This window comes from Burkholderia pyrrocinia (genome assembly GCF_001028665.1).
Classification (GTDB): Bacteria; Pseudomonadota; Gammaproteobacteria; order Burkholderiales; family Burkholderiaceae; genus Burkholderia; species Burkholderia pyrrocinia.
The window spans coordinates 613705-637957 of sequence record NZ_CP011503.1 but is presented as its reverse complement, the minus strand read 5'-3'; the positions used below and the strand labels follow the sequence as shown (position 1 = coordinate 637957).

Below are 24253 nucleotides of genomic sequence, written 5' to 3'. Positions count from 1 at the left end.
CGAGATCATTTGCTCGTCATGTGAGCGAATGATCGTATTCGGGCGGGCGAAAGTCAAGGCGGGGAGACGGCATTTCGATGGTGCGCTGCGGCGGCGAGCGGGCAGCGCGGGAAGGGAGGCGAAGGGGCGCGAACAGGCGCCGGTCGGGAAAGGGCGTCAGCGCCCTTCGCGCGTAAGCGCGACGAGTTCGTCGAGCAGCTTGCCGGCCGGCCCAGGCAGGATGCCGTGGCGGCGCCGGAACGCGGTGAGCGTGCGCACCGCGACGACCTCCCGCACCGGCAGCGTGTCGATCGTGCCGGCGGCCTGCTCGGCGCCGTACATCGGCTCGGCCATCCAGCTCAGGAAACCGGCATGCGCGACGAGACTCTTCAGCGTCGTGACCGAGCGCGTTTCGACCGCGATGTCGGGCAGCGCGAGCCCGTGCGCGTCGAAGGTCGCGCGCATGTGGTCGAACGGCGCGGTGCCGCGCGGCGGAATCGCCCAGCGCGCGTGCAGCGTATCGGCAAGCGTCGGCGCGCGGCCGAGCGCGCGCAGCGGATGGTGCGGCGCCGCAACGATATGGCTGCGATCTTCCCAGCGGCACTCGGGAATCGCGACGATCTCGTCGGTGTCGGGCCCGTGCGCGGACAGCGCGAGATCGATCTCGTGCTTGTTCAATCCGTCGGCGAGGCGGTCCCACACGCCTTCGAGGATCTCGACGCGCAGGTTCGGCCAGCGGTCGAGCACGCGGCCGACCGCGACCGGCAGCACGAGGCTCGCGATGCTGCCCACCGTGCCGACCTTGATCGTGCCCTTCGCGAACCCGCGCATCGCGTCGAGCTCCTCGCGCGCGTGCTCGGCCTCGTGCTGCAGCAGCGTCGCATGCGGCAGCAGCGCGTCGCCGAACGCGGTGAGCTGCACGCCCTTCGAATGGCGCTCGAACAGCGGCGCGCCGACCTGGTCCTCGAGCCGCTTCAGGATCCGGCTCAGCGCCGGCTGCGTCACGTGCAGCGCGTCGGCCGCGCGGCCGAGGCTGCCGCACGCGACGATCGTCGTGAAGGCGCGCAATTGTCGGAGATCGAAAGTCATGCCGGAATGTAATGGCTTATCGCAAAAAATACAGTATCCGAGAATGGCTTGCGCTTCGATACTGTGGAAACCGCCAAGCCATCGAGGAGCGCAGAGCATGTCCGGCCATCCGCCCCCATCCGCCGCATCGATCACCGTTCGCGATGCGGTCATCGACCTGCTTCGCCAGTTCGGCATCGACCGCGTGTTCGGCAATCCCGGCTCGACCGAGCTGCCGATGTTCCGCGACTTCCCTGCCGATTTCCGCTACGTGCTCGGCCTGCACGAGGCCGTCGTGGTCGGGATGGCCGACGGCCATGCGCAGGCCACCGGCAATGCGGCGGTCGTCAACCTGCATTCGGCGGCGGGCGTCGGCAACGCAATGGGCAATCTCTTTACCGCGTTCAAGAACCGCACGCCGCTGATCGTGACCGCGGGCCAGCAGGCGCGCGCGATCTTGCCGTTCGACCCGTTCCTCGGCGCGACCCAGGCCGCCGAGCTGCCGAAGCCGTACGTGAAATGGAGCATCGAGCCCGCGCGTGCGCAGGACGTGCCGGCCGCGATCGCGCGGGCGTACCGCATCGCGATGCAGGAGCCGCGCGGGCCCGTGTTCGTGTCGATCCCGGTCGATGACTGGGACCAGCCGGCCGAGCTGCTGCCGCGGCGCGACGTCAGCAGCGTCGTGCGGCCCGATCCCGACGCGCTCGCGCGGCTCGGCGACGCGCTCGACGCCGCACGGCGCCCCGCGTTCGTGGTCGGCGCGGCCGTCGATCGCGCGGGTGCGTGGGATGACGTCGTGCGGCTCGCCGAGCGGCACCGTGCGCGCGTGTACGTCGCACCGATGTCGGGGCGCTGCAGCTTCCCCGAGGACCATCCGCTGTTCGCCGGCTTCCTGCCCGCGATCCGCGAGAAGATCGTCGCGCGGCTCGACGGGCACGACCTCGTGTTCGCGTTCGGCGCGCCCGCGTTCACCTATCACATCGAGGGCTTCGGCCCGCACGTGCCGCCGGGTGCGACGCTCGTGCAGCTCGTCGACGATCCGGGCGTTGCCGCGTGGACGCCGTCGGGCGATGCGGTCGTCGGCAACCTGCGGCTCGCGGCGCGCGATCTGCTGGCGCGACCGGCGCCGCCCGAGCGGCCGATGCCCGCACCGCGGCCGCCCCGCGCGCGCGTCGACGCGCCGGCCGGCGGCGAGCGCATGTCGGCCGCGTTCGCGCTGCAGACGCTCGCCGACGTGCGCGACGCGCAGGACATCGTCGTCGAGGAAGCGCCGAGCGCGCGGCCCGTGATGCAGGAACACCTGCCGTTCACGCGCAGCGGCACGTTCTACACGATGGACAGCGGCGGGCTCGGCTACGGGATGCCGGCCGCCGTCGGCGTCGCGCTCGCGCAGCCGGGCCGGCGCGTGATCGGGCTGATCGGCGACGGGTCGAGCCTGTATTCGATCCAGGCACTGTGGAGCGCCGCGCAGTTGAAGCTGCCGATCACGTTCGTGATCCTGAACAACCGGCGCTACGCGGCGCTGCAGGATTTCGCGCCGGTGTTCGGCTTCGGCCCCGGCGACACCGTGCAGGGCACCGATCTGCCCGACCTGGATTTCGTCGCGCTCGCCGAAGGGATGGGCTGCCGCGGCGTGCGTGTCGCCGATGCGGCGCGCCTGCGCGACACGCTGACCGACGCGCTGCATGCCGCGACGCCGGTCGTCGTCGAAGTCGAGATTGCCTGACGCGCCACGCGCGTCTTTCCGGAGATTCCATGCAAACCGTTTCGATGCTGATTGGCGGCGAACGCCGCCACTCATCCAGCGGCGCGACCTTCGCGCGCCGCAACCCGCTCGACGGCGAAATCGCGTCCGAAGCGCCCGCGTGCACCGTCGACGATGTGCGTGCGGCGGCCGACGCGGCCGCGCGCGCATTTCCCGAATGGGCCGCGCTCGGCCCCGGCGCACGTCGCGCGCTGTTGCTGAAGGCGGCCGCCGCGCTCGAAGCGAAGCACGAACAGTTCGTCGCCGCGATGGCGGCCGAGACGGGCGCGTCCGCGCTGTGGGCCGGCTTCAACGTACACCTGGCCGCGAGCGGGCTCGTCGAGGCCGCGTCGCTGACCACGCAGGTCGGCGGCGAACTGATTCCGTCCGACGTGCCCGGTTCGCTCGCGATGGGCGTGCGGCAGCCGGCCGGCGTCGTGCTCGGCATCGCGCCGTGGAACGCGCCGGTGATTCTCGCAACACGCGCGCTCGCGCTGCCGCTCGCGTGCGGCAACACGGTCGTGCTGAAGGGCTCGGAACTGTGTCCCGTCACGCACGGGCTGATCGTCGAGGCGCTGCAGGAGGCCGGGCTGCCGCCGGGCGTCGTCAACTTCGTGACGAATGCGCCGGAGGATGCGGGCGCCGTCGTCGATGCATTGATCGCGCATCCGGCCGTGCGCCGCGTGAATTTCACCGGCTCGACGCGCGTCGGCAGGATCGTCGCCGAAGCATGCGCGCGCCACCTGAAGCCGTCGGTGCTGGAGCTCGGCGGAAAGGCGCCGTTCGTCGTGCTCGACGATGCCGATCTCGACGCAGCGGTCGCGGCGGCCGCGTTCGGTGCGTTCGCGAATTCCGGGCAGATCTGCATGTCGACCGAGCGGATCATCGTCGACTCATCGATCGCCGATGCATTCGTCGCGAAGCTCGCCGACAAGGCCGCGTCGCTGCCGCTCGGCGATCCGCGCAAGGGCTCCGTCGTGCTCGGCTCGCTGATCGACATGAAGGCCGTCGAGCGCTGCAACGCGCTGATCGACGATGCGCTCGCGCACGGCGCGACGCTGCTGTGCGGCGGCAAGGCAGACAGCACGCTATTCCCGGCCACGCTGCTCGATCGCGTGACGCCGGCGATGCGCATCTATGCGGAGGAATCGTTCGGCCCGGTGAAGGGCATCGTGCGCGTCGACGGCGAGGCGGCGGCGATCCGTTGCGCGAACGACAACGCATTCGGGCTGTCGTCGGCCGTGTTCAGCCGCGATGTCGCGCGTGCGCTGCGCGTCGCGGCACGCATCGAATCGGGCATCTGCCACGTGAACGGCCCGACCGTGCACGACGAGGCGCAGATGCCGTTCGGCGGCGTGAAGGACAGCGGCTTCGGCCACTTTGGCGGCAAGGCCGGCATCGCGGCGTTCACGGACCTGCGCTGGATCACCGTGCAGACCGCGCCGCGCCACTATCCGTTCTGACGAGGCCACCGACGATGAGGATCGCCATTCTGGGTGCGGGCGCGATGGGCTCGCTGTTCGGCGGGCTGCTGGCGGAAAGCGGCGAGGCCGTCACGCTGATCGACGTGAACGACGCGCATCTCGATGCGATCCGCCGCGACGGGCTGCGCATCGACGACGATCGCGGCGAACGGCGCATCCGCGTTTTGCAGGCCGTGCGGCCGGAAGCCGCGAATGCGGACGCGGCCGCAGCGCCCGGCACATCGTTCGACCTGCTGATCGTTTTCACGAAATCGCTGCATACGCGCACCGCGCTCGACGGCGTGCGCGCGCTGCTGACGCCGCGCACGCACGTGCTGACGCTGCAGAACGGGCTCGGCAACGTCGAAACGCTGAATGCGTTCGTGCCGCTCGAACGCATCCTGGTCGGCGTGACGACGTGGCCGGCCGATGCCGCGGGGCCCGCGCACGTTCGCTCGCACGGCGCGGGCACGATCCGCATGATGACGGCCGACGGCGCGGCACGCCCGTTCGCGACGGCCGTGGCCGATGCGCTGTCGCGCGCGGGGCTCGCATGCACGCTCGACGCCGACGTGTGGGCCGCGATCTGGGAGAAGGTCGCGTTCAACGCGGCGCTCAATACGCTGTGCGCGGTGACCGGCTGCACGGTTGACCAGCTCGGCAACCATCACGACGGGCCGCGGCTCGCGCTTGCGATCGCGGCCGAGACGGCCGCCGTCGCCCGCGCGAAGGGGATCGCCGTCGACGGCGAACGCATTGCGCGCAACGTCGAACACGCCATCAGCGAGCATCGCGGCCATCGCCCGTCGATGCTGCAGGACGTGCTCGCGGGCCGCCGCACGGAAATCGACGCGATCAGCGGCAAGGTCGTCGCCGCCGCGCGCGAAACGGGCGTCGCGGTGCCGCATACCGAGACGCTGCTCGCGCTCGTCCGGCTGATCGATGCACGGATGAACTGAGCATCAGACTGGCGGCGCTGCGTGCGCCGCGCAACGATACGAGCCGCCGCGCGCAGGCGATGGCGCCGGATCGAGACGGGTTGGACAAGACACCGGAGCCGGCGCCGACGCGTCGACGCCGGCCGACCGCGCAGTACGAGATCCGGGCACGCGCCACGGCGCCAGCCCGGGCAACCGGAGACGTCATGAAAGCCATCGAATGCCGTTGTCTTGCCGCGCGCCGTTCGCGCATGTTGCCGCCGACGCGCGGCGCACGGGAGGTTGCATGAGCACGCGCGACGGATTGCCGCCGCCGTCGGTCGACATCGGCACGACGCTCGACGACGGGCCGTTCACGACGATGCAGCGCTGCGTGGTGCTGCTCGCCGCGCTCGCGATCGTGCTCGACGGCTTCGACGGCCAGTTGATCGGTTTCGCGATTCCCGTGCTGATCCGCGAATGGGGCATCACGCGCGGCGCGTTCGCGCCGGCCGTCGCGGCCGGGCTGATCGGGATGGGCATCGGCAGCGCGTGCGCGGGGATCGTCGCGGACCGCTTCGGCCGCCGCCAGGCCGTGATCGGCAGCGTGTTCCTGTTCGGCGTCGCGACCTGTGCGATCGGCTTCGCGCCCGACGTCGCGGCGATCGCGATGCTGCGCTTCTGCGCGGGGCTCGGGATCGGCGGCGCGCTGCCGACGGCCACGACGATGACGGCCGAATACACGCCCGCGCGGCGCCGCACGATGATGGTGACCGCGACGATCGTCTGCGTGCCGCTCGGCGGGATGCTGGCCGGCCTGTTCGCGCACGAGGTGCTGCCGCGCTTCGGCTGGCGCGGCCTGTTCTTTGCGGGCGGCGCGCTGCCGCTCGTGCTCGGTTTCGTGCTCGTGCGCGCGCTGCCCGAATCGCCGCGTTATCTCGCGCGACGCCCCGCGCGCTGGCCGGAACTCGGCGCGCTGCTCGCGCGGATGCAGCGGCCGGTCGCACCGGGCACCGTGTTCACCGATACGAAGGACGCACGCGCAGCCGGTGGCCGCGGCGGCTTCGGCACGCTGTTCGCGAGCGGCCAGGCGCGCGACACGATCGCGCTGTGGTGCGCGTTCTTCATGTGTCTGCTGGCTGTCTACGCGGCGTTCAGCTGGTTGCCGACGATGCTGGCCGCGAGCGGGCTCAGCGTGTCGGTTGCGGGCGCGGGGCTCACCGCGTACAACCTCGGTGGCGTGATCGGCGCGCTGCTGTGCGCATGGGCGATCGCGCATGCCGGGTCGCGCTGGCCGCTCGCGCTGTGCAGCATTGGCGGCGTGGCGAGCGCGGTGTGGCTGATGGGCGTCGATGCGAGCCGCCACACGAACTGGCTGATCGTCGGGCTCGGCCTGCACGGACTGTTCGTCAACGCGGTGCAGTCGACGATGTATGCGCTTTGTGCGTACATCTACCCGACCGCGGTGCGCGCGACGGGTACCGCGAGCGCACTCGCGTTCGGCCGGCTCGGCGCGATCCTCAGCGCGTTCGCGGGCGCGGTCGTGATCACGGCGGGCGGCGCGAGCGCGTACCTGACGATGCTGGCCGCCGCGATGGGCGTGGTGTGCATCGCGCTGCTCGCGGTGCGGCGGCACATTCCGCGGCTGTCGCGCGCGCAGTCGCTGCCGCGCGAAGGGGAGGAGCCAGGGCCTATTCACGCTAATAACGGGCTTGCGCTGGCCACCAGAAGGGCCGAGCGCAAGGACTGCGACGAAGCGAATACTCGACGTATTCGCAAGGAGCATGACGCAGCGATCGGCCCTTCTGGTGGCCAGCCCCACGAATGAATTTTTCCAAACAGGGGAACGTGCCTTTCCGCCCGCATTGCGGCGTCGTTCGTCGTTGCAATAGCTACGGCTATTGCGCCTCCTCTCTCCTTGCACTGCGGGCGGAAAGGCACGTTCGCAAGCCCGTTATTAGCGTGAATAGGCCCTAGCCCGCACGTCGTCGTGACGTGCGGGCGCATCAAGTGCGTTACAGCGTGGTGCGCACGTGCCAGAGCTCGGGGAACAGCACGACGTCGAGCATCTTGCGCAGATACGGCGCGCCGCTGGTGCCGCCGGTGCCCTGCTTGAAGCCGATGATGCGCTCGACGGTCGTCACGTGACGGAAGCGCCACTGCCGGAACGCGTCCTCGAGATCGACCAGTTCCTCGGCCATCTCGTACAGTTCCCAGTGCTGCTGCGGGTGACGGTACACCTCGAGCCACGCGGCCTCGACCGTCTCGTCGTGCCGCGTCGGCTGCGTCCAGTCGCGCTCGAGCCGCTCCGCTGCGATCGGGAAACCGCGCCGCGCGAGCAGGCGCACGACCTCGTCGTAGAACGACGGCGCTTCGAGCGTCGCACGCACCTGTTCGAGGATGTCGGGCCGGTGCGCATGCGGCTGCAGCATCTGCACGTTCTTGTTGCCGAGCAGGAATTCGAGCTGGCGATACTGGTACGACTGGAAGCCCGACGACTGCCCGAGATACGGCCGCATCGCCGAATACTCGGACGGCGTCATCGTCGACAGCACGCTCCACGCCTGCACGAGCTGCTCGAGGATGCGCGACACGCGCGCGAGCATCTTGAACGCGGGCGGCAACGCGTCGGTGCGCACCGCATCGAGCGCGCCGCGCAGCTCGAACAGCGCGAGCTTCATCCACAGCTCGCTCGTCTGATGCTGGATGATGAACAGCATCTCGTTGTGATCGGGCGACAGCGGATGCTGCGCGTCGAGGATCGAATTCAGCGACAGGTAGTCGCCGTAGCTCATCGACTTCGAAAAATCGAGCTGCGCGTTGTGCCAGCCGGCTTCACCGGTGGCATCGCCCGGCACGTGTGGCGCTTCGTGTGCCGCTTGAGCAGATTGCGCGGCGCGTGCACCCGAGAACGGGCAGCCCGCCGGCGCGTCGTTGCCGGGTGGCTGCATATGACCAGAATTCACGACTTTCTCCAGGATTGAATGACGGGGGCGCGGCGCGTTATCCGCACGTCACTGCGGCGCGCGCCGGGCAAAGCCGGTCAGGTCACCGCGCCGCGTTCGGCGAACTCGGGCGCCTTCCACGCGTCGGTGGCCAGGATGTCGCGCAGCGTCTCGACGGCATCCCACACGTCGACGAAGCGCACATAGAGCGGCGTGAAGCCGAAGCGCAGCACGTACGGCTCGCGATAGTCGCCGATCACGCCGCGCGCGATCAGCGCCTGCATCACTTCGTAGCCGTGCGGATGCTCGAAGCTCGCCTGCGAGCCGCGCTGGTGATGCGAGCGCGGCGTGACGAGCTTCAGCGACTGGCCCGCGCAGCGCGCTTCCACGAGCGCGATGAACGCATCGGTCAGCGCGAGCGACTTGCGGCGGATCGCGTGCATGTCGGTCTGCAGGAACACGTCGAGCCCGCATTCGACCATCGACATCGACACCATCGGCTGCGTGCCGCACAGGAAGCGCGCGATGCCCGGATCGGGCGCGAAGCCCGGCTGCATCGCGAACGGCGCGCGGTGGCCCCACCAGCCGGACAGCGGCTGCGAGAAATGCGCGTGATGGCGCTGCGGCACCCACACGAACGCGGGCGAACCGGGGCCGCCGTTCAGGTACTTGTACGTGCAGCCGACCGCGCCGTCCGCGCGCGCGCCGTTCAGGTCGACCGGCACCGCGCCGGCCGAGTGCGCGAGATCCCACAGCATCAGCGCGCCCGCGTCGTGCACGAGTTGCGTGACGGCCGGCATGTCGTGCATGTAGCCGGTGCGGTAGTTCACGTGCGTGATCATCGCGACGGCCGTGTCCGCGCCGAGCGCGTCGGGCAGGTCGGCCGGATCGTCGATCAGGCGCAGTTCGTAGCCACCGCCGAGCTGCTCGATCAGCCCCTGCGCGATATACAGGTCGGTCGGGAAGTTCGAGCGTTCCGACACGATCACGCGGCGCTCGGGCGCGCGCTCGACCTGGTGGCGCAGCATCGCCGACAGCAGCTTGAACAGGTTGATCGAGATGGTGTCGGTCACGACCGTTTCGCCGGGCGCGCCGCCGATCAGCGTCGCGAGCTTGTCGCCGAGACGGCGCGGCAGTGCGAACCAGCCGGCCGTGTTCCAGCTCCGGATCAGTCCTTCGCCCCATTCGGCGCCGATCACCTGCTGCGCGCGGGCGGCCGATGCGCGCGGCTGCGCGCCGAGCGAGTTGCCGTCGAGGTAGATCACGCCGTCGGGCAGCGCGAACTGGTCGCGCAGCGGGGCGAGCGGGTCGTCGCGGTCGAGCGCGAGCGCGTCTTCACGGGTCTTGATCATGATGTGGTGTCGTAGGTCGGGGTAATCAGGAAGCACGCGCGGGCAGCGCGCGCAGCACCGCGCGCACGGGGCTCGCGTCGAGCGTCGCGAACTTCAGCGGCAGTGCGATCAGTTCGTAGTCGCCGGGCGGCACGTCGTCGAGCACGATGCCTTCGAGGATCGCCATCCGGTGCGCACGCACGCGGTGATGCGCATCCATCGTCTTCGATTCCTGCGGGTCGAGCGACGGCGTGTCGATGCCGATCAGCTTCACGCCATGCGCGGCGAGCAGGTCGATCGTTTCAGGCGCGACCGCGCAGAAGTCGGGGTCCCATTGCGCGACCGGCGCTTGCGCACAGGTGCGCAGCAGCACGCGCGGCGGCACGCCGTCGAGCGCGGCCGCAAGGTCGGCCGGCTGCACGACGGGCGATGCGCCGATGCAATGGATCACGCGGCACGGGCCGAGATAGGTGTCGAGCGGCACGGCGCCGATCGGCGCGCCGTCGGCGTCGTAGTGCAGCGGCGCGTCGCAGTGTGCGCCCGTGTGCGGCGACAGCGTCAGGCGCGCGACGTTGACCGGCGAGCCGGCCTCCATCCGCCACACGCGTTCGACGGAAACCGGCGTATCGCCCGGCCACACGGGAGTGGCGGGGCTGACAGGCGGCGAGATGTCCCAGAGTGTGTCCATGGCATGACGAAGCGGTGAGTCGATGCTTCGAATGATAGGTGGACGCTCGCAGAAAGTGCTTGCGAAATAAACATGGACAATCCGCCGGATTGGCAGATAATTCGACTCAGAGGGAAAACGGGGACCATAAATGCACGCGATCACGCTCGATGCCACCGACTGCCGGATTCTGGCGGTACTGCAGGAAGAGGGCAGAATCAGCAATCTCGATCTGGCGGAACGGATTTCGCTTTCGCCGTCCGCCTGCCTGCGCCGCATGCGCCTGCTCGAGGAGCAGGGCGTGATCGAGCACTATCGCGCGTGCCTGAGCCGCGAGAAGCTCGGCTTCGAGCTCGAGGCGTTCGTGCAGGTGTCGATGCGCAACGAAGAGAATCAATGGCACGAGCGCTTCGCGGAAGCGCTGCGCGAATGGCCGGAGGTGGTCGGCGCATTCGTCGTGACGGGCGAGAGCCACTATCTGCTGCGCGTGCTCGCGCACAACCTCAAGCACTATTCGGATTTCGTGCTGAACCGGCTCTACAAGGCGCCGGGCGTGATGGACATCCGTTCGAACATCGTGCTGCAGACGCTGAAGGACGAAGCCGGCGCGCCGGTCGGGCTGGCGCGCACGGGCGCGATCAAAGCGGTGTAAGGCCGTGGAAGCCGCCGCCGTGGAACACGAGCGGCGGCGTCTCGTCCGATGCGGCGCGCACGCCGCAGCGTTCCACTTCGCCGACGAAGATCACGTGGTCGCCTTCGTCATAGCGGCTGCGGTTATGGCATTCGAACCACGCGAGCGCGCCGTCGAGCACCGGCATCCCCGAGTTGCCGGCCACGTGCGCGATCCCTTCGAAGCGGTCGCCCTTGTAGGTCGAGAAGCGCTTGCACAGGTCGAGCTGCGACGCCGCAAGCACGTTTACCACGTAATGACTGTTGCCGCGAAACACCGGCGTCGACGCCGATTTGTGCGCGAGGCTCCACAGCACGAGCGGCGGATCGAGCGATACCGAGTTGAACGAGCTGGCGGTGATGCCGATCAGTTGCCCGGACGGCGCGCGCGTCGTGATCACCGTCACGCCCGTCGCGAACTGGCCGAGCGCCTGGCGGAAGGCGGCCGCGTCGAAATCCGGCGGGTTGGCGCGGCTCATCGGGCGGCCTTCCGGAACGAAACGGGCGGGCGCGGCGCGACGCGGGTGTGACGGGCGCGGCGGACGAAAGGCGACAAGGCGGTCGGTTGGGAAGTGGTGCGCATGGCCCGATTTTAGCGGAATCGGGGCCGCCGGGCCCGGCCGGACGGCGCATTGCGGGGATAGCGTGACGTAGCGAACACTGCGGCGCGCTGCCGGGATCACGATGGCGCGCGGTCGGCGTGGCCGTTCTGGCGCGTTGTTGTGCGGTGCCGTCGGCCCGTCCGCCTGCCTATCCGCCGATCCGACACGCGTGCCATCGACGCGCGCTATCGCGTCGTCGCCAGCCCGAGCGACAGCGCCCCCGTCACGATCAGGCTCGACGCCCACACCGTATCGAGATTGAACCAGCTCCGCGACACGAACTTCAGCCCGAGATAGCGGTACACGAGCCACGCGAGCCCGCCGCCGGCGGCGATCATCGCGGCCGCATGCACGGCCGCGACGACGAGCGCCATCCCGAGATGCGCATCGACGAGCGTGGCCGCCGCGCGGTGGCCGGCATCCAAGTCGAGCCCGCAAAGCCCAAGGTAGATCGGCACCAGCATCAGCCCCGCGCCGTGCGCGATCGCGACCGCGAACGACCACAGGCCGAGCCGCGCCGGCGGGATCCGTGCGAGCGCACGCGGATGCCGGCGCCGGATCAGCAGCACGGCGCCGAAACCGATCACGAGTGCGCTCGCACCGATGCGGATCGCCGACTGCCACGCGAGCAGCGCGGCGAGCAGCCCGAACGGCAGCATCACCGCGAATACCGCGAGCGCATGGCCGAGCGCGAGATAACCGAGCGCCGCGACGAGCGCGCCGCCGCGGCGCGTCATCAGCGCGTTCGACACCGCGAGCGGCCAGCCCATCGCGGGGTTGAGCCCGTGATACACGCCGCTCGCGAGCACCGCCGCCCACAGCGCAAACTGCGCGTGAAGTCCGGTGCTCAACGCTTGACCGACGGATAGCAGAACGAGTCGGTCGAGCAGTCGCCGCCTTCGAGCCGGATCTGGTGCGCGCGATAGCCGTCGGGGAACTCGACCCAGTAATCGTCGGCGAGCGTCAGCCCGCCGTCCGGCCCCGCGTGCGCGAGCACCTGCGCGGCCGGCACGCCGTCCGGATAGAACTGGTCGTCCCACGTCGAATAGAGCGAGTTGGTCCAGTACACGCGCCGGCCGTCGCGGCTGATCTCGACCATCTGCGGGCCGCCCGCGAATGCGCGGCCGTTCGTGTGCGGCGCGCGGCGCACGATGCCGCCGATCCGCACCGACCCCGCGAGCACCGGGTGATGCGGATCCGACACGTCGTACTGGCGCATCTCGCCGGTGCCCCAGCACGACACGTAGAGGAAGCGGTCGTCGAGCGACAGGTCGATGTCGGTCACGAGCGGCGGCACCGCGCCGAACGCTTGCAGCAACGGCGGCAGTTCGTCGGCCGCGGCCGGTTCGGGCGGGATCGTCGCGGTCTTCTTCACATGGAACTTGCCGTCCTCGCGCCACCAGGTCCAGATCGAGCCTTCGAGATTCGTCGTATCGACCACGACGCCGACGAATCCGTATTCGCGCACCGGGTCGTGCGCGGGCCGCACTTCGAGCGCCATCTGGTGCTGCGCGCCGAGATCGATCGTCTGCACGTTGCGCCGTGCGCGCAGGTCCCAGAAATGCAGCCGGTGCCCGTATTTGTTCGCGAGCAGGTCCTCGGGCACGATGCCGTTCTCGAATTGCGGCGGCAGCGCCCATTCGCTCGACACCATGTAGTCGCGCGGCAGGTTCCACCAGAAATCGTAATGCTTGTCCTGCGGGCCGCGATCGATCTCCCAGCGGCCGAGCACGTCGAAGGTTTCGCAATCCATGATGAAGATGCCGGGCGCGCCGTCGGTGCCGTCCTTGCCCGCGCCGCCGAGCGTGCTCACGTAGATGCCCTCGGGGCCGCAGTGGACGGTGTGCGGCCGCGAATAACCGGTCTTCGCGAAGATCTCGTCGGGTTCGATGATCTTGTGGATGCGCGCCTGCGTCGGATGCGGCTTCGTGTCGATCACGTAGATGCGCGACGAGCGCAGGCCGGGGATGATCAGGAAGCGGCGTTCGAGGAACGCATGGCCGGTCAGCGGCGACAGCGCCGACGAACACGCATTCCAGCCGAAGTGGTGAAACTCGTCGCCGGTGTTCGGCATCGTCACCGTGTGCACGATCTTTCCGTAGGTCGGCGAGCCGGGCTTCACGTCGATCACGGCGAGTGCGTCGGGTCTGGAAAAATCGGGGCTCAGCAACAACGTATAGGCAAACTGTTCCGCCGGCGCCTGCATCGCAAGCTCGGGCGAAGCGTGAAATGTCGGGTCAGGCCGCATGCTCATGGTGATGCCCTCTCGGTGGTATCGGATCACGGACGCACGGTCGTTCGCTGCTCGCGTGCGGGTCGAGGTTGCCGCGCGGCGCGTTGCTCGCCGGCGGGCGCGATCGGCAGGCGGACGCACGCGTTGGCGACACGCGCGGCGCCGTGCATCAGATCGTGAAAGCGGGTGAAGACGATGTACCGGATCGCCGCGCCCGGGGTGACACGGGCGCACGACATCGCGATGGTGAAGGTGAGGCGTCGGCTCGCGACGTGGCGGCGACCGGGCCCGCCACGCGGGCGATGTCTGTCAAGACGTGCATATCGATGTTCCGGCAGATGATGGGTACATCAGGGGCGGGCGTGCATCGGACGCTTTGCGTGGCCGGACGGTTTGCCGTCGCGTCACGCGTGCCTAAGTGTAGTCGAGAAACGAGCGGCCGGACGCGCGCGGCACCTGTGCGATCTGCCAGGTTCGCGCGCGAGTGAGATACTTGCCGAAGTGCCGCTGCGTCGCGTACCACGGACGCGCAGCGGCGAGACGGAACGGTGGCGCCGGCACCTGCGTGCCGGCCGCTGTCATCAACGAGGGTCTGATTTCATGGTGAACGAAATGCTTGAAACCGCGACGTTGGGAGGCGGGTGTTTCTGGTGCACGGAGGCCGTGTTTCTCGACGTCGACGGCGTGACGGCCGTCCAGTCGGGCTACGCGGGCGGGCACACGCGCAATCCCGGCTATCGCGACATATGCGAAGGCGACACGGGCCACGCGGAAGTCGTCAACGTGACGTTCGATCCGGCGCGCATCGGCTATCGCGAGATCCTCGAGATCTTCTTCGCGACGCACGATCCGACCCAGTTGAACCGGCAGGGCAACGACGCCGGCACGCAGTACCGGTCGGTCGTGTTCACGCATTCGGATGCGCAGCGCGACACCGCGCTGGACGTGATCCGCGAGCTGGAGCGCGAGCAGGTGTTCGGGCAGCCGATCGTCACGCAGGTCGTGCCGCTCGACGGCAACTACTGGCCGGCCGAGGACTATCACCAGAACTATTACGCGCGTAACCCGGGGCAGGGCTACTGCTCGGTCGTGATCGGGCCGAAGCTCGCGAAATTCCGGCAGAAATTCTCGCACCGGCTGAAGTCGCTGCGCGGCGCGTAAGCGCGCGACCGGCGGGAACGGGCCCTAAGCCGCCTCGTTGCGCCACTGCGCGCACGCGGCGGCGATCTCGCGCGCGAGCGCGATGCACGACAGCGGCGCGGAGCCTTCCGCCTTGTTGTTGATCGTGATGATCACCGGCTGGCCGGCCAGCGCGTAGCGCGCGGCGAGTTCGGCGAGCGCGGAGCGGGTGGCCGGATCCTCGTCGACGAGCTTGTCGAACGGCTCGTACTTCGCTTTCGCCTGTTCGTACTTGAAGCCGCCGTGCAGGCTCCAGCGCACGATCAGCGGGCCCGGCGCGTCGCCGTCGAGCAGCGCGAGCGCGGCGGCCTGGCGCAGCGGGTCGGGCATCCGCGCATGCAGGCCGACGCAGTAGCGCACGCCGAGCGCGGCGAGTGCGCGGATGAAGCGCGGCGTGAGCAGGCTCGCGTCGCGGATCTCGATCGCGTAGCGCGGGCCGTCGGTTTCCGACGGCAGCGGCGGCAGCGCCGCGAAGAACGCGGCGAGCCGGTCGATCAGCGCGGCCGGTTCGGCGAGCAGATGATCGGGCAGCGGCGAGAACTGGAACACGAGCACGCCGGCCTTCCGGCCGAGCCCTTCGAGGCACGGCTGCACGAATTCCCGGGTGGCGAGCTGCGCGTCGAGGAAGGTCGGGTTCGGTCCCGACGGCTCGCCGCGCCGGCCGCGCACGACCGCGTCTGTCACGGAGGCCGGCGCCTTCACGACGAAGCGGAAATCGTCGGGCACCTGCTGCGCGTAGCGCAGGTAGTCGGCGACGGACAGCGGGCCGTAGAACGACCGGTCGAGACTCACGCTCTTCAATAGCGGATGTGCGCCGTACGCCTCGAGCCCTTCGCGCGACAGTTTCGTCTGCGCGAAATCGCCGTCGTAGACGATGCCGTTCCAGCCGGGGAAGTACCACGACGACGTGCCGAGCCGGACGTTCGGCGGCAGGCCGGCCGCTGCGTCGGCGACGTCCGTTGCGATCGGCGCGGGCAGCACGCCGCGCCGGCGCCGGCCTTGCTTCGGCGGCGCGGCCGGCGGAGACGGTTCGTCCCACAGCAGGCCGGACGCGGGCGGCGGTGCTTCGTCGGAAGGGCGGGAGGCTGCGCGGGCGGGCGGCGCCTGCCGCGCATCGTCATGCGGGTTCGACGTCACGCGTTCATCGGCGTTTGCAGCGGGCGTGTCGTCCGCGGGCGGCGACGCGCGTGCAGCGTCCGCCGGCACGCCGAACAGGTCGAATTGTCCGTCGGCGTGCGACCCGTCCGTGTCGTCGTGCCGCTGTCGTTCCGGCGGCGCCTTGCGCCGCGTCCTGCCGTCACCCATGCATGCCCAGCGTGAGGCGCCGCCTAGCGCGGCAGCGCGTGTTCGTACATATAGCGCCGCGACCACGGCAGCGTTTTCGCGCTGCGTCCGGCCTTGCGGCACACGATCTGGAAGATCGACACATCGTCGTGCTCGAATGCATACGCGCAGCCGGCGAGATACACGCGCCAGATGCGGAATTTTTCGTCGTCGACGAGTTTCCGCGCTTCCTCGGCCTTCGCCTCGAAGTTTTCCGCCCAGATGTCGAGCGTGCGCGCATAGTGCCGCCGCAGGCTTTCGACGTCAACCGCTTCCAGCCCGCCGCGCTGGGCCGCTTCGAGCGCGAGGCTGATGTGCGGCAGCTCGCCGTCCGGGAACACGTAGCGATCGATGAACTCGCCGCCGCCGAGCGCCGTTTCGCCGCTTTCCGCGTCGGTCGACGTGATCCCGTGGTTCATTGCGATGCCGTCGTCGGCGAGCAGTTCACGCACCCGCGAGAAGTACAGCGGCAGGTTCTTGCGGCCGACGTGCTCGAACATCCCGACGCTCGTGATGCGATCGAACTGGCCGTCGACCTCGCGGTAGTCCTGCAGGCGGATCTCGATCTTGTCTTCCAATCCCGCGGCCTTCACGCGCGCGGTCGCGAGGTCGAACTGGTTCTGCGACAGCGTCACGCCGAGACACGTCGCGCCGAACTTCTGCGCGGCGCGCAGCACGAGCGCACCCCAGCCGCAGCCGATGTCGAGCAGGCGCTGGCCCGGCTGCAACTGGATCTTCGTCAGGATGTGGTCGATCTTCTTGATCTGCGCGGTGGCAAGATCTTCGTCGCCGTTCTCGAAGTACGCGCACGAGTACACCATGTTCTCGTCGAGCCACAGCCTGTAGAACTCGTTCGAGACGTCGTAGTGATACTGGATCGCCTTCTTGTCGGTGTTCTTCGTGTGGCTGAAGTAGCGCTTCACGCGCGCGAGCTTGCTCGCGCTCGTCACCGTGCTGCGCGCGAGCGAGTAGCTGATGTTGATGATGTCCGACACCTTGCCCTCGATGTCGATCTTGCCCTTCACGTACGCCTCGCCGAGATTGTCGAGGCTCGGTTCGAGCAGCAGCGGCAATGCCGACGCGCTGTTCACCTTCAGCGTGACCTGCGGCGCGCTGAAGGTGCCGAAATCGAGTTGGTCGCCGTTCCACAGCACCAGGCGTGCCGGTATGTTCGCTTTCGCCCGTACTTCGTCCGCCCACTGTGCCAGCTTCTTTTCCCAGAACATTTGGATTCTCCGTTTGTTCGTTGAATCGAATACAGCCAAGTATCTTGACGGCGCTCGCCGCTTGCGACGCGGGCGCCCGGATGCAACACGAGACACGACCGGCGTGCGCCGGCGCCGCGCTTACGGCGACAGGCGCGAGATCGTCCAGTCCGGCGACGTGTCGGCGTCGCGCGTATAGAGCAGGCGGTCGTGCAGCCGCGACGGGCGGCCCTGCCAGAACTCGATCGAGTCGGGCACGAGGCGGTAGCCGCCCCAGTGCGGCGGGCGCGGCGGGTTGTCGCCGTAGCGTTCGCTGACGGCCTGTTCGCGTGCTTCGAGCGTCGCGCGGCTGTCGATCACGGCGCTCTGCTCGGACGCCCATGCGCCGATGCGCGAGCCGAGCGGGCGCGACGCGAAATAGCGGTCGCTCTCCTCGGCGCTGGTTTTCTCGATCCGGCCTTCGATGCGCACCTGGCGCTCGAGCTCGATCCAGTAGAACAGCAGCGCCGCTTGCGGATGCTCGGCGAGGTCGCGGCCCTTGCGGCTTTCGTAATTGGTAAAGAAGACGAACCCGCGTTCGTCGACGCCCTTGATGAGCACGATCCGGGCCGACGGCCGGCCGTCGGCGCCGACGGTCGCGAGCGTCATCGTGTTCGGCTCGGGCAGTTGGGCGGCAAGCGCCTCCTTGAACCAGCGGTCGAACTGGACGAAGGGGTCGTGGGCGGCATCGGCTTCGTCGAGCGAAGCACGTGAATAGTTGATGCGGAGATCGGCGAGAGTCGTCATGTTATGCAAACGCTTCAATCTGGGGCCAGTATAGCGAACGCGCGAGAATCGTGCGTGCACAGTGGCGCGTGCGAGCGGGGAGTTCAGGCAAAATAGAGGGCTGCTCGACTTACGTTTTCCTTGCTGCCATGTCCACCGCCGACGCTGCCCCGCCCAGTTCTTTTGATCTTACCCCGAGCCCGAAAATCCAGCTTGACGTGGATCGAGAGCGGCGTTTCGGCGGCGTCGCGCGGCTGTACGGCGCGCCGGCGGCCGCCGCTTTCGAGCGTGCGCATGTCGCGGTGATCGGGATCGGCGGCGTCGGGTCGTGGACGGCCGAGGCGCTCGCGCGCAGCGCGATCGGCACGCTGACGCTGATCGATCTCGACAACGTCGCGGAAAGCAATACGAACCGGCAGATCCATGCGCTCGACGGCAATTACGGCAAGCCGAAGGTCGACGCGATGGCCGAGCGGATCGCGCTGATCGATCCCGCGTGCCGCGTGAACCGGGTCGAGGATTTCGCCGAGCCCGACAACTTCGACGCGCTGCTCGGCGGCGGTTTCGACTACGTGATCGACGCGATCGACAGCGTGCGCACGAAAGTCGCGCTGATCGCATGGTGCGTCGCGAAGCGGCAGCCGCTCGTCACGGTCGGCGGCGCGGGCGGGCAGCTCGACCCCACGCGCATCCGCATCGACGATCTCGCGCTGACGATCCAGGATCCATTGCTGTCGAAGGTGCGCGCGCAGTTGCGCAAGCAGCACGGCTTTCCGCGCGGGCCGAAGGCGCGCTTCAAGGTCAGCGCCGTGTATTCGGACGAGCCGCTGATCTATCCGGAAGCGGCCGCATGCGACATCGAGGACGGCGCGGAGCCGTCCACGGCCGCGCATGTCGCGGGGCTCAACTGTGCGGGATTCGGTTCGAGCGTGTGCGTGACCGCGAGCTTCGGTTTCGCAGCTGCCGCGCATGCGCTGCGCGCGATTGCGGCGCAGGCCGCCGGCTGAGCGGCGAAGCGCGGGCGTTGCTTCATGCTGCGGCGCGGGACACGCGCTGCCAGCGATACGGCGAACCAGCCGGGCCGTGGCGGCCCGGCCGGTCGTTCGTTCGTCAGTTGAGCGCCATGCTCAGCTTGCGTCGCCATGCGGTGACGATATCGGGGCGGTCGCCCGCCAGCTCGAACACCGAGATCATCGTCTTGCGGCCCAGGTCGTCGCCGTACGCGCGGTCGCGCAGCACGATTTCCAGCAACTGTTCCAGTGCACCTTCATACGCGCGCCGCGCGATCAGGCTCTGCGCGAGGTCGAAGCGCGCGTCGAGATCGCCGGGGTTCGCCGCGATGCGCGCTTCGAGCGCGTCGGTCGGCGGCAGGTCGGCCGTTGCGTCGAGTGCGTCGAAACGGGTCTTGATCGCCTGGTAGCGCGGATCGCCGCCTTCCACGATCTGCGGCGACAGGCGCTCTGCCTCGGCGCGCGCGACTTCGACCTGGTTGTTCGCGAGCAGCAGGTCGATCAGGTCGAGCCGCGCGTCGTCGAAACCGGGGTTCAGCGCGAGCGCCGCTTCGAGGTGTGTGAGCGCGTCGTCGTAGCGCGATTCGGCCATCGCGTATTGCGCGGCGCGGCGTTCGGCTTCCTCGGGCGCCGGCAGCAGCCGGTCGAGGAACGCGCGCAACTGGCCTTCGGGCAGCACGCCGACGAACTGGTCGACCGGGCGCCCGTCCGCGAACGCGATCACGTGCGGGATGCTGCGCGTCTGGAAGTGCGCGGCGAGTTCCTGGTTCTCGTCGACGTTGACCTTCACGAGCTTCCAGCGGCCTTCGTAATCGGCTTCGAGTTTTTCGAGCAGCGGGCCGAGCGTCTTGCAGGGGCCGCACCACGGCGCCCAGAAGTCGACCAGCACAGGCGTGTCCAGCGACGCCTCGATGACGTCTTTCTCGAATGTGGCAAGCGTGGTGTCCATGTCGTTCTCTTCGGTTCGAATATCGTCAGGATGGGGCCGGCGCGCCCCTTTTTCAACGCGGCTTCGACTCGGGCAGCGGAATCCACTCGGTTTCGCCCGGCACCTTGCCCATTTCCTGGCGCGTCCAGGCTTCCTTCGCGCGCGCGATCGCGTCGCGGCTGCTGGCGACGAAATTCCATTCGATGAAGCGCTCGCCGTCGATCTTGTCGCCGCCGAGCAGCATCGCGCGCGCGCCGCCGGCGCTCGTCAGCGTGACCGTTGCGTCCGGCGCGAGCACGGCCATCTGCTCGGCCGGAACCGGCGTGCCGTCGATCGCGAGATCGCCGTCGACCACGTAGACCGCCCGCTCCTCGTGCGACGCGTCGAGTTCGATGCGGCCGCCGGCCGCGAATTCGGCCGCGACATACAGCGTGCGCGAGAACGTCGTGACCGGCGAACGCAGCCCGAATGCGTCGCCGGCGATCACCGTCAGCGACACGCTGTGTTCGTCGCGCTTCGGCAGCGTGTCGGCCGCATGGTGCTCGAACGACGGCTCGGTGGTTTCGTGCGCGCGCGGCAGCGCGACCCAGGTCTGGATGCCGTGCACGGTGTGGCCGTTTGCGCGCTGCGCGTCGGGCGTGCGTTCGGAATGGACGATCCCGCGGCCGGCGGTCATCCAGTTCACGTCGCCCGGCACGATTTCCTGCCGCGAGCCGAGGCTGTCGCGGTGCAGGATCGCGCCGTCGAACAGGTAGGTGACGGTCGCAAGCCCGATATGCGGATGCGGGCGCACGTCGAGCCCCGTGCCGGCCGGCAGCGTGGCGGGCCCCATGTGATCGAAGAAGATGAACGGGCCGACGAGGCGCGCGGCGAGCGCGGGCAGCGTGCGGCGCACCTGCAGGTTGCCGATGTCGCGCACGTGCGGCTTCAGCAGGGCTTTGATCGAGGCGGTCATGGCGGGTCCTGTGGGGCGGCGGGGGATGCGGGTCATTGTACTGGCCGCACGCGATCGACGCGCATGGCCGATTCCATGCGCCCCGCACGGGTATCCGGCCCCGCGACGAATCCCCGGTAGACTGACCGGCTTCTCAGGAAAACGCCGGGCCGCCCCAGGTTTTCCGCCCCGAAGGAAGTCCCCTTGTGGGATGCCCCCCCTCGAGGGGCCTGGCGCGAAGCGACAGGGCCGGGGGCACTTTGCACAACGATTCGACAATCGAGGAGACGCCGATGATGGCCCCGAAGGACTTGCTGCTCGCGCTGGTCGTGATCCTGGCGTGGGGCGTGAACTTCGTCGTGATCAAGGTCGGCCTGCACGGGATGCCGCCGATGCTGCTCGGCGCGCTGCGTTTCACGCTTGCAGCCGTGCCCGCGGTGTTCTTCGTGCGCCGGCCGCAGATTCCGTGGCGCCTGCTGGTGCTGTACGGCGCGACGATCCAGCTCGGCCAGTTCGTGTTCCTGTTCACCGGCATGTACGTCGGCATGCCGGCCGGCCTCGCATCGCTCGTGCTGCAGTCGCAGGCGTTCTTCACGCTCGTGTTCGCGATGCTGTTCCTCGGCGAGCGGCTGCGCGTGCAGAACCTGGTCGGGCTCGCGATCGCCGCGGGCGGGCTCGTCGTGATCGCGGCGCAGGGCGGCCGTGCGATGACGCTCGCGGGTTTCCTGCTGACGATCTGCTCGGCCGCGATGTGGGCGGTCGGCAACATCGTCACGAAGAAGGTCGGGAAGGCGAACCTCGTGTCGCTCGTCGTGTGGGCGAGCCTCGTGCCGCCCGTGCCGTTTTTCCTGCTGTCGCTGTGGTTCGAAGGGCCGCAGCGGATCGCGACCGCGCTCGCCGGGCTGAACGGCGCGTCGATCTTCGCGGTCGTCTATCTCGCGTTCGTCGCGACGCTGCTCGGCTACGGGCTGTGGAGCCGCCTGCTGTCGCGCTACCCGGCCGCGCAGGTCGCGCAGTTCTCGCTGCTGGTGCCGATCGTCGGCCTCGCGTCGTCGGCGCTGCTGCTCGACGAGCACCTGACGCGCGCGCAACTGATCGGCACGGCGCTCGTGATGGGCGGGCTCGCGGTGAACGTGTTCGGCGGGAAACTGATGCGCCGCGTCGCGGTGTCGTGACGCGCCGGCACGCGCTGCGTGCCGGCGGTGGGGCGGGGTGGCCGGGTACGGCCGTCAGGCCATCCGGTTCTTCGCGAGCGGCGGATTCGCGGCGAAATAGCGCTTGATGCCGCGGAAGATCGCGTCGGCCATCTGGTCGCGATAGCTGTCGTCGTTGAGCCGGCTCTCTTCTTCCGGGTTGCTGATGAACGCGGTCTCGACGAGGATCGACGGAATGTCGGGCGCCTTCAGCACCGCAAACCCGGCCTGCTCGACCGAGCCCTTGTGCAGCTTGTTGATGCCGCCGACTTCCTTCAGCACGTAGTTGCCGTAGCGCAGCGAATCGCGGATCTGCGCGGTCGTCGACATGTCGAACAGCGCGCGGTTCACGGCCGCGTCCGCCGTCTTGATGTTGATGCCGCCGATCAGGTCCGACGAGTTTTCCTTGTTCGCCATCCAGCGTGCCGCGGCGCTCGTCGCGCCGTGGTCGGACAGCGCGAACACCGACGAGCCGCGCGCGGACGGCGTCGTGAACGCGTCCGCGTGGATCGACACGAAGAGATCGGCGCCCACGCGGCGCGCCTTCTGCACGCGCACGTTCAGCGGCACGAAGAAATCGGCGTCGCGCGTCATCATCGCGCGCATGTTCGGCGCGCCGTCGATCTTCGCGCGCAGCTTCTTCGCGATGTCGAGCGCGATGTGCTTCTCGTACGTGCCGCCGCCGCCGATCGCGCCCGGATCCTCGCCGCCGTGGCCCGGATCGATCGCGACCGTCAGCAGGCGCACGGTGCCGCCCTTGCCGGATTTCGGCGCGGTGAACTTGTAGGTGTCGCCGTCGTCGTCGCTGTCGTCGCGGCGCGCGATGACGGGCGGCGGCTTGACGGCCGGCTTCGCGGGCGTCGAAGGCGTGGCCGCGGCGGGCGGCGTGTGCGGTGTGGCCGGCGTGTTCTGCGCGAAGCGCTGGAAGAACGCGTCGCTGTTGTCGTTGCCCGCGACGGGCGGCGTCGACGGCCCGTTCAGCGCGCTCGGCGGCTGCATCTGCTGCGCGCGCGCCGTGTCGTTGAGCGCCTGTTCCTTGCGTTCCGTCTGCGCGATCAGGTCGGTCAGCGGATCGGGTGCGACGGCCGGATACAGGTCGAACACGAGCCGGTACTTGTAGGTGCCGACCGGCGGCAGCGTGAACACCTGCGGCTTCACCGAGCCTTTCAGGTCGAACACCATCCGCACGACGTGCGGCTGATACTGGCCGACGCGCACCGACTGGATCTGCGGATCGTTCGGCGCGATCTTCGACACGAGGTCGCGCAGCGCCTGGTCGAGATCGAGGCCGTTCAGGTCGACGACGAGACGGTCGGGACCCTGCAGCAGTTGTTGGCTATTCTGCAGCGGCTGGTCGGATTCGATCGTGACGCGCGTGTAGTCGCGCGCGGGCCATACGCGCACGCCGAGCACCGACGATGCATGCGCGAGCCGCGGCGCGACGAGACCGAGCACCAGCGTCGACGCGCCCGCGCACAGGATCTGGCGGCGCCGCCAGTTATGCGTCGCGGTGGCCGCCGATTCGATCGAGCGGAACGGTTTGATCAACATCTTTCGAGACATGCCTTTCCTGAAGCGCTGTACGCCCGGACGGTGAGGGCACGGCCTTCGCCATCCACGTCGAGCGAGAAAACCAGATCGGGCACGCCGAGCAGCGCGCCCGCCTGTTGCGGCCATTCGACGAGGCAGATCGCGCTGGAATTGAAATATTCGCGAAAGCCTGCATCGGACCATTCGGCCGGATCGTTGAATCGATACAGATCGAAGTGATAGACCTCGAGTTCCCCATCGCTGCGTTCGAGCGCGTACGGCTCGACGAGCGTATAGGTCGGGCTGCGCACGCGTCCCTGGTGGCCGAGGCCGCGCAGGATCGCGCGCACGAGGCTCGTCTTGCCCGCGCCGAGATCGCCGACCAGCTGGATCTGCAGCCCGTCGAACGCGTGCGCGCGGGCGAGATCGACGCGCGCCGCGTCGAGCGCGTGCGCGAAGCGGGTGCCGAAGGCCTCGGTCGCCGCTTCGTCGGCGAGTGCGATCACGCGCTCCGCGAACGGGGCTGGCAGCGTGACGGCATGAGGCGTATGGGACGTGGCTGGCATTC

The 24253-nt window shown here is 69.0% G+C and carries 21 protein-coding genes and 1 pseudogene; 8 read left to right on the top strand and 14 right to left on the bottom strand.

The genetic code is table 11. The features are described from left to right. Positions 1–156 precede the first annotated feature (156 nt). On the bottom strand, positions 157–1068 hold the full coding sequence (locus ABD05_RS02980; protein WP_047898888.1) for a LysR family transcriptional regulator: 912 nt from the start codon (positions 1066–1068) through the stop codon (positions 157–159). A gap of 97 nt (positions 1069–1165) precedes the next feature. On the opposite strand from ABD05_RS02980, the gene mdlC reads away from it, so the two are divergent. From mdlC to ABD05_RS02960, 4 genes and pseudogenes are all read left to right on the top strand, one after another. Next, positions 1166–2773, top strand: coding sequence for a benzoylformate decarboxylase (gene mdlC / locus ABD05_RS02975; protein WP_047898887.1), 1608 nt, complete (start codon positions 1166–1168; stop codon positions 2771–2773). A 29-nt stretch (positions 2774–2802) separates the two neighbouring features. Further along, positions 2803–4254: an aldehyde dehydrogenase gene (locus ABD05_RS02970; RefSeq protein WP_047898886.1), complete on the top strand. Its 1452-nt coding sequence runs from the start codon at positions 2803–2805 to the stop codon at positions 4252–4254. A gap of 14 nt (positions 4255–4268) precedes the next feature. Beyond that, positions 4269–5213: a ketopantoate reductase family protein gene (locus ABD05_RS02965; protein WP_047898885.1), complete on the top strand. Its 945-nt coding sequence runs from the start codon at positions 4269–4271 to the stop codon at positions 5211–5213. Positions 5214–5478: 265 nt separating this feature from the next. After that, positions 5479–6852: pseudogene (locus ABD05_RS02960) on the top strand (MFS transporter); the annotation flags it as partial. Between the two features lie 334 nt (positions 6853–7186). Here ABD05_RS02960 and kynA read toward each other — a convergent pair. The 3 genes from kynA to kynB form a co-directional block, all read right to left on the bottom strand. Beyond that, positions 7187–8122 carry a tryptophan 2,3-dioxygenase gene (kynA, locus tag ABD05_RS02955; RefSeq protein ID WP_047898884.1) on the bottom strand — a complete coding sequence of 312 codons (936 nt, stop codon included), beginning with the start codon at positions 8120–8122 and terminating at the stop codon, positions 7187–7189. Between the two features lie 92 nt (positions 8123–8214). Beyond that, complete coding sequence (gene kynU / locus ABD05_RS02950; protein ID WP_047898883.1) at positions 8215–9468, bottom strand: kynureninase; 1254 nt, start codon at positions 9466–9468, stop codon at positions 8215–8217. Between the two features lie 25 nt (positions 9469–9493). Further along, positions 9494–10135 carry an arylformamidase gene (gene kynB / locus ABD05_RS02945; RefSeq protein ID WP_047898882.1) on the bottom strand — a complete coding sequence of 214 codons (642 nt, stop codon included), beginning with the start codon at positions 10133–10135 and terminating at the stop codon, positions 9494–9496. 130 nt (positions 10136–10265) lie between these two features. On the opposite strand from kynB, the gene ABD05_RS02940 reads away from it, so the two are divergent. Next, positions 10266–10766: an Lrp/AsnC family transcriptional regulator gene (locus ABD05_RS02940; RefSeq protein ID WP_006477992.1), complete on the top strand. Its 501-nt coding sequence runs from the start codon at positions 10266–10268 to the stop codon at positions 10764–10766. On the opposite strand, the gene ABD05_RS02935 is transcribed toward ABD05_RS02940, so the two are convergent. The 3 genes from ABD05_RS02935 to ABD05_RS02925 all read right to left on the bottom strand — a co-directional run bounded on the left by ABD05_RS02935 (position 10753) and on the right by ABD05_RS02925 (position 13639). Continuing rightward, on the bottom strand, positions 10753–11262 hold the full coding sequence (locus ABD05_RS02935; protein WP_034178871.1) for a flavin reductase family protein: 510 nt from the start codon (positions 11260–11262) through the stop codon (positions 10753–10755). The two genes, ABD05_RS02940 and ABD05_RS02935, sit on opposite strands and share 14 nt — an antisense overlap. A 308-nt stretch (positions 11263–11570) precedes the next feature. Next, the gene (locus ABD05_RS02930) at positions 11571–12236 is read right to left on the bottom strand and encodes a hypothetical protein (protein WP_047898881.1); all 666 of its coding nucleotides are present in this window, start codon (positions 12234–12236) and stop codon (positions 11571–11573) included. Next, positions 12233–13639 (bottom strand): selenium-binding protein SBP56-related protein, encoded by a 1407-nt coding sequence (locus tag ABD05_RS02925; RefSeq protein WP_047898880.1) that lies wholly within the window; start codon positions 13637–13639, stop codon positions 12233–12235. The genes ABD05_RS02930 and ABD05_RS02925 overlap by 4 nt, the downstream gene beginning before the upstream one ends. Positions 13640–14218: 579 nt before the next feature. On the opposite strand from ABD05_RS02925, the gene msrA reads away from it, so the two are divergent. Beyond that, a complete protein-coding gene (gene msrA / locus ABD05_RS02915; RefSeq protein ID WP_047898878.1) occupies positions 14219–14779 on the top strand; it encodes a peptide-methionine (S)-S-oxide reductase MsrA in 561 nt (186 codons plus the stop codon). A 24-nt stretch (positions 14780–14803) separates the two neighbouring features. On the opposite strand, the gene ABD05_RS02910 is transcribed toward msrA, so the two are convergent. From ABD05_RS02910 to pdxH, 3 genes are all read right to left on the bottom strand, one after another. Then, a complete protein-coding gene (locus ABD05_RS02910; protein WP_047898877.1) occupies positions 14804–16102 on the bottom strand; it encodes a DUF72 domain-containing protein in 1299 nt (432 codons plus the stop codon). A gap of 23 nt (positions 16103–16125) precedes the next feature. Next, positions 16126–17346, bottom strand: a complete 1221-nt coding sequence (locus ABD05_RS02905) for an SAM-dependent methyltransferase (RefSeq protein ID WP_047898876.1) — start codon at positions 17344–17346, stop codon at positions 16126–16128. A gap of 120 nt (positions 17347–17466) precedes the next feature. Next, positions 17467–18111: a pyridoxamine 5'-phosphate oxidase gene (pdxH, locus tag ABD05_RS02900; protein ID WP_047898875.1), complete on the bottom strand. Its 645-nt coding sequence runs from the start codon at positions 18109–18111 to the stop codon at positions 17467–17469. A gap of 128 nt (positions 18112–18239) precedes the next feature. On the opposite strand from pdxH, the gene tcdA reads away from it, so the two are divergent. Continuing rightward, positions 18240–19097 carry a tRNA cyclic N6-threonylcarbamoyladenosine(37) synthase TcdA gene (gene tcdA / locus ABD05_RS02895; protein WP_047898874.1) on the top strand — a complete coding sequence of 286 codons (858 nt, stop codon included), beginning with the start codon at positions 18240–18242 and terminating at the stop codon, positions 19095–19097. 103 nt (positions 19098–19200) lie between these two features. On the opposite strand, the gene trxA is transcribed toward tcdA, so the two are convergent. Both trxA and ABD05_RS02885 read right to left on the bottom strand, forming a co-directional pair. Then, on the bottom strand, positions 19201–20049 hold the full coding sequence (gene trxA / locus ABD05_RS02890; protein ID WP_047898873.1) for a thioredoxin: 849 nt from the start codon (positions 20047–20049) through the stop codon (positions 19201–19203). 52 nt (positions 20050–20101) lie between these two features. Beyond that, positions 20102–20983 (bottom strand): pirin family protein, encoded by an 882-nt coding sequence (locus ABD05_RS02885; RefSeq protein WP_047898872.1) that lies wholly within the window; start codon positions 20981–20983, stop codon positions 20102–20104. A gap of 275 nt (positions 20984–21258) precedes the next feature. On the opposite strand from ABD05_RS02885, the gene ABD05_RS02880 reads away from it, so the two are divergent. Continuing rightward, a complete protein-coding gene (locus ABD05_RS02880) occupies positions 21259–22137 on the top strand; it encodes an EamA family transporter (protein ID WP_175804829.1) in 879 nt (292 codons plus the stop codon). Positions 22138–22191: 54 nt separating this feature from the next. Here ABD05_RS02880 and ABD05_RS02875 read toward each other — a convergent pair whose 3' ends face one another. Together ABD05_RS02875 and tsaE are read right to left on the bottom strand one after the other, a co-directional pair. Then, entirely contained in the window at positions 22192–23718 is a 1527-nt protein-coding gene (locus ABD05_RS02875) for an N-acetylmuramoyl-L-alanine amidase (protein WP_047898870.1), read from the bottom strand. After that, positions 23700–24251: a tRNA (adenosine(37)-N6)-threonylcarbamoyltransferase complex ATPase subunit type 1 TsaE gene (gene tsaE / locus ABD05_RS02870; protein ID WP_047898869.1), complete on the bottom strand. Its 552-nt coding sequence runs from the start codon at positions 24249–24251 to the stop codon at positions 23700–23702. Before tsaE ends, ABD05_RS02875 begins: the two co-directional genes overlap by 19 nt. Between the last annotated feature and the right edge of the window lie 2 nt (positions 24252–24253).

What these genes read in the sequence shown, in the direction of transcription:
- ABD05_RS02980 (WP_047898888.1), bottom strand. Translation starts at nt 1,068, where the DNA reads ATGACTTTCGATCTCCGACAATTGCGCGCCTTCACGACGATCGTCGCG.
- mdlC (WP_047898887.1), top strand. Translation starts at nt 1,166, where the DNA reads ATGTCCGGCCATCCGCCCCCATCCGCCGCATCGATCACCGTTCGCGAT.
- ABD05_RS02970 (WP_047898886.1), top strand. Translation starts at nt 2,803, where the DNA reads ATGCAAACCGTTTCGATGCTGATTGGCGGCGAACGCCGCCACTCATCC.
- ABD05_RS02965 (WP_047898885.1), top strand. Translation starts at nt 4,269, where the DNA reads ATGAGGATCGCCATTCTGGGTGCGGGCGCGATGGGCTCGCTGTTCGGC.
- kynA (WP_047898884.1), bottom strand. Translation starts at nt 8,122, where the DNA reads ATGCAGCCACCCGGCAACGACGCGCCGGCGGGCTGCCCGTTCTCGGGT.
- kynU (WP_047898883.1), bottom strand. Translation starts at nt 9,468, where the DNA reads ATGATCAAGACCCGTGAAGACGCGCTCGCGCTCGACCGCGACGACCCG.
- kynB (WP_047898882.1), bottom strand. Translation starts at nt 10,135, where the DNA reads ATGGACACACTCTGGGACATCTCGCCGCCTGTCAGCCCCGCCACTCCC.
- ABD05_RS02940 (WP_006477992.1), top strand. Translation starts at nt 10,266, where the DNA reads ATGCACGCGATCACGCTCGATGCCACCGACTGCCGGATTCTGGCGGTA.
- ABD05_RS02935 (WP_034178871.1), bottom strand. Translation starts at nt 11,262, where the DNA reads ATGAGCCGCGCCAACCCGCCGGATTTCGACGCGGCCGCCTTCCGCCAG.
- ABD05_RS02925 (WP_047898880.1), bottom strand. Translation starts at nt 13,639, where the DNA reads ATGAGCATGCGGCCTGACCCGACATTTCACGCTTCGCCCGAGCTTGCG.
- msrA (WP_047898878.1), top strand. Translation starts at nt 14,219, where the DNA reads ATGGTGAACGAAATGCTTGAAACCGCGACGTTGGGAGGCGGGTGTTTC.
- ABD05_RS02910 (WP_047898877.1), bottom strand. Translation starts at nt 16,102, where the DNA reads ATGGGTGACGGCAGGACGCGGCGCAAGGCGCCGCCGGAACGACAGCGG.
- ABD05_RS02905 (WP_047898876.1), bottom strand. Translation starts at nt 17,346, where the DNA reads ATGTTCTGGGAAAAGAAGCTGGCACAGTGGGCGGACGAAGTACGGGCG.
- pdxH (WP_047898875.1), bottom strand. Translation starts at nt 18,111, where the DNA reads ATGACGACTCTCGCCGATCTCCGCATCAACTATTCACGTGCTTCGCTC.
- tcdA (WP_047898874.1), top strand. Translation starts at nt 18,240, where the DNA reads ATGTCCACCGCCGACGCTGCCCCGCCCAGTTCTTTTGATCTTACCCCG.
- trxA (WP_047898873.1), bottom strand. Translation starts at nt 20,049, where the DNA reads ATGGACACCACGCTTGCCACATTCGAGAAAGACGTCATCGAGGCGTCG.
- ABD05_RS02885 (WP_047898872.1), bottom strand. Translation starts at nt 20,983, where the DNA reads ATGACCGCCTCGATCAAAGCCCTGCTGAAGCCGCACGTGCGCGACATC.
- ABD05_RS02880 (WP_175804829.1), top strand. Translation starts at nt 21,259, where the DNA reads ATGGCCCCGAAGGACTTGCTGCTCGCGCTGGTCGTGATCCTGGCGTGG.
- ABD05_RS02875 (WP_047898870.1), bottom strand. Translation starts at nt 23,718, where the DNA reads ATGTCTCGAAAGATGTTGATCAAACCGTTCCGCTCGATCGAATCGGCG.
- tsaE (WP_047898869.1), bottom strand. Translation starts at nt 24,251, where the DNA reads ATGCCAGCCACGTCCCATACGCCTCATGCCGTCACGCTGCCAGCCCCG.